A 3,247-nucleotide genomic window follows, 5' to 3' on the forward strand; every position below is an offset into this window, starting at 1 on the left:
AGACGCGCTCCAGCACGGGAACGCAGACCTCCTCGGTCGCCCCGGGATAGACGGTAGACTCATAAATCACCAGATCACCCGGCTTCAGCACCGTCCCGATCGTCTCGCTCGCCCGCAGCAGCGGCGTGAGATCCGGACGGCGCGCGCCGTCGATGGGCGTGGGTACGGTGACGATGTACACGGTGGCCTGGCGCAGATGCTCGGGGTCGGTCGTGTACTCCAGGGGCACCTGCGCCAGTTCCTCCGGCTCGACCTCCAGCGTGCTGTCGCGGCCCGCCTGCAGTTCCGCGATGCGCCCCGGATTCACGTCGAAGCCGATCACCCGCCGGTGCCGCCCAAAAGCGACCGCGAGCGGCAGCCCCACGTAGCCCAAGCCGATCACCGCAACGGTCTCGTTCCCCTGCATGGTCATGCCATCTCCAGACCGTGGCGCGCTTCCCCCATCGGGAGTTTCGCGATAGTACCCGCCAAACGCCTTCCCCTCACCCGCCCGCCAACCTGAGCCGCATGCGCGACGCGCCCCATGCGACGAGCGCAGCGGTGCCAATGCCCGCAAGGTTGAGCACCACGTCGAACGGGTCCGGCTGGCGCCCTTCGACCAGAAACTGCATCAGCTCCGTAGCGACCGCAAACCCGGCCAGCGGCAGCAGGAAGGGCATTGGCTGGAAATCGGCGCGGGCCCAGAACAGCAGCATCGTGAACGCCGCGAACAGGCCAAAGTGCACGAGCGCCGGTCCCGAACTCCCCGATGCCACGGCCGAGACGAAGCCCAGCCAGCCCGTGACCCAATCCTGGATCGGGCGCAGCCAATCCGGAGGGATCAGCATCGCCAGCAACAGGCCGATAAAGAGTACCCACACCACCCGCCTCCGGCCCGGTGGCACAGGCCGCGACAGCCACCACACGACTGCCCCGAGCAGCCCAATCCACGCGGCCAGCACCAGCCCACGGAGCCATTCAATCCCCGTAAAGGCCGCGTGCCCCAGCCACAGCGTGATTCCCACCAGCCCCAGTAAGGCCAGTACGGCGATGACGGTTCGTCGCAACGATTCGCTCCATGCCCCATCGCACCGGGGCGTTTCCGCAGGCAGCTATTTCTTCCGGTCGAACATCGCGGCCAGCACCGCTCGGGCGGCCTGGTCGTCGTCGATACCGGCGGAACCCTCCTCGGAGGCACCGGGAACCCATCTGCGCGGCCCTCGCCGCCCCTCTCCCGCACCCGTCGAGTCGGTCGCGTTCCCGTGCCCGCCCATCACCCCGAACCGGGCCTTGTCGCGCAGCACCTCGTCGATGATCTCGGCGCCGATCGTCTCGGCCTCCTGCGAGAAGCCATAGACCAACGCGGTATCGCAGAGGATGTTGATCCGGCGCGGCGTGCCCTCGGTGGCCTTCCAGATACGCGGCATGGCGGCGTCCTCGAACAACGGCTCGTCGCGTCCCGCCACGCTCAGGCGGTGGCGGATGTAGTCCGCCAGTTCATCGGCGGCCAGGGGCTCGATGTGGAAGTCGGCGGCAACACGCTGCGCGAACTGCTCGAGTTCGGGGCGGGACAGGAGGTCCTTCAGCTGCGGCTGGCCGACCAGCACGATCTGCAGCAGCTGATCCTTGTCGGCGTTGATGTTGGAGAGCATGCGCAGTTCTTCGAGCGTGGAGGCGCCGAGATTCTGGGCCTCGTCGATGATCAGCACCGTGCGCCGCCCCTCGCTGTACTCCTTGATCAGGAAGCGCTGCAGATGATCGAACAGCGCCACCTTGTCGTTCGAGTCATAGGGCTGATCGAAGGCCAGCAGCACCCACTTCAGCAGTTCCCCGATGTCCTGCCGCGTGTTGGAGATCAGGCCGACGGTGACGTCCTGGTCCATGCGGTTCAGCAGGTGACGGATCAGCGTGGTCTTGCCGCAGCCGACGGACCCGGTGATAACGGTGAAGCCGGCACCGTGCACCACGCCGTACTCCAGCACGGTGTAGGCGAGCGTGTGCCGCTCCCCGAAATACAGGTAGCCGGGATCCGGAAGGATCGCGAAGGGCTTTTCCCTGAGGTTGTAGAAGGCTTCGTACATATCACCTGGCCGCGTCCGCGCGGGTTGCTGTTCGTAGTACCCATGCTAACAAGAATCCTGTCTCGTCAGGGATAGCGGCAGCATGGCGGGATTCTTGAGGTCGGCGCGGGAACGCCGCGGCGGTGGCGCTCGGACAACGGCTCTAGAACCCGATTCCAGCGGCCCCCGGCCATCGAGACCCTGGCTCGGCCCGAAAGACTGAGAAACGCCGCTCCAGACCTGCCCTCGCGGGGACAGATTACATCTTACGTTCTATTGTTATATATCTCCCGATTCATATCCTATTGGCAGACGGGTTCGAGTGTACAGCAGGCGGCTCTGTCTGGCGGCATGGACTCCAGCCACCCCCGTACGCAAACACCCGAATGCGGACCCGCATCGAAAATTTCGCCCAAAGGCTCTAAAGGTCGTCCGCACACCGCCGATATCGTGAAAGAGCCCCCGACAGGGGTCCACCACCAACGTCGAGGCCACTGAAAAAGGCAAACTCATTGAAAGGTGAGGACGCAAAGCCACCGGTCTTCGGGACTCCCATCGAGTCTCAAGAAAGCGGGGCCGCCAGGAAACATGGGAAGACGCTCGCCAGAAGCAGGGGTCACCTGCCAGCAGGGGCACAAGACCCCCTTCCACATCCGGTACGTCCGATCCGGCAGGGTCCATCGCGTCCAACGCGCTGCGCTGCCACCCGTGAGTTCGGTTTTTTCGTGGCCATGTTTCGAAGCGAGGTTTCGTCATGGTCCACCGCACTGCCCTACGTGCAACCCTCAGCGCTCTGTCACTCGGTCTCCTGCTGGCCATCACCGGTTGCGATGGCAGCGGCGAGACTTACAGCGGGTTGTCATACAGCAGCGGCACGTCCCCAACCGCCCTCGTGTCGTGGACACCACCGGTCCAGCGCACGGACGGCAGCGCGCTGACCGACCTGGCCGGCTACCGCGTCTACTACGGCAAGGCCCTGAACTCAATGTCGCGCATCATCGAGATCAGGAACCCCGGCCAAACCAGCCAGTTCATCGATGACCTGAACACCGGCACCTGGTACTTCGCGGTCACGGCCTACACCAGGGACGGACTGGAAAGCGAGATGTCGAACCTGGGCGCCAAGCGGATCCTGTAGTGGACAGCCAGGCCTTCTGAAAATGCTCACCCAGGCCGCCATCGCGAGGCACCTGCCTTCCGCCGCAAGC

General features: G+C 64.9%; 3 protein-coding genes, 1 pseudogene and 1 riboswitch. Of the genes and pseudogenes, 1 reads left to right on the plus strand and 3 read right to left on the minus strand.

Going from position 1 to position 3,247, the window contains the following annotated elements; genetic code table 11:
• From EA346_RS00190 to EA346_RS00200, 3 genes and pseudogenes are all read right to left on the minus strand, one after another.
• Window positions 1–412, minus strand: a pseudogene (locus EA346_RS00190) (Vi polysaccharide biosynthesis UDP-N-acetylglucosamine C-6 dehydrogenase TviB); the annotation flags it as partial.
• 70 nt (window positions 413–482) lie between these two features.
• The gene (locus EA346_RS00195; protein WP_296754123.1) at window positions 483–1,046 is read right to left on the minus strand and encodes a VanZ family protein; all 564 of its coding nucleotides are present in this window, start codon (window positions 1,044–1,046) and stop codon (window positions 483–485) included.
• Between the two features lie 45 nt (window positions 1,047–1,091).
• Window positions 1,092–2,060: an AAA family ATPase gene (locus EA346_RS00200; protein WP_296754125.1), complete on the minus strand. Its 969-nt coding sequence runs from the start codon at window positions 2,058–2,060 to the stop codon at window positions 1,092–1,094.
• Between the two features lie 471 nt (window positions 2,061–2,531).
• Window positions 2,532–2,623, plus strand: a riboswitch (cyclic di-GMP riboswitch).
• Between the two features lie 170 nt (window positions 2,624–2,793).
• Between EA346_RS00200 and EA346_RS00205 the strand changes: the two genes are divergently transcribed.
• Entirely contained in the window at window positions 2,794–3,177 is a 384-nt protein-coding gene (locus EA346_RS00205) for a fibronectin type III domain-containing protein (protein WP_296754128.1), read from the plus strand.
• Window positions 3,178–3,247 lie beyond the last annotated feature (70 nt).

The sequence above is a fragment of the Thioalkalivibrio sp. genome (assembly GCF_007692535.1).
Taxonomy (GTDB): Bacteria; Pseudomonadota; Gammaproteobacteria; order Ectothiorhodospirales; family Ectothiorhodospiraceae; genus Thioalkalivibrio.

Coding starts and splice junctions, on each gene's coding strand:
- EA346_RS00200 (WP_296754125.1), bottom strand. CDS start 2,060: ATGTACGAAGCCTTCTACAACCTCAGGGAAAAGCCCTTCGCGATCCTT.
- EA346_RS00205 (WP_296754128.1), top strand. CDS start 2,794: ATGGTCCACCGCACTGCCCTACGTGCAACCCTCAGCGCTCTGTCACTC.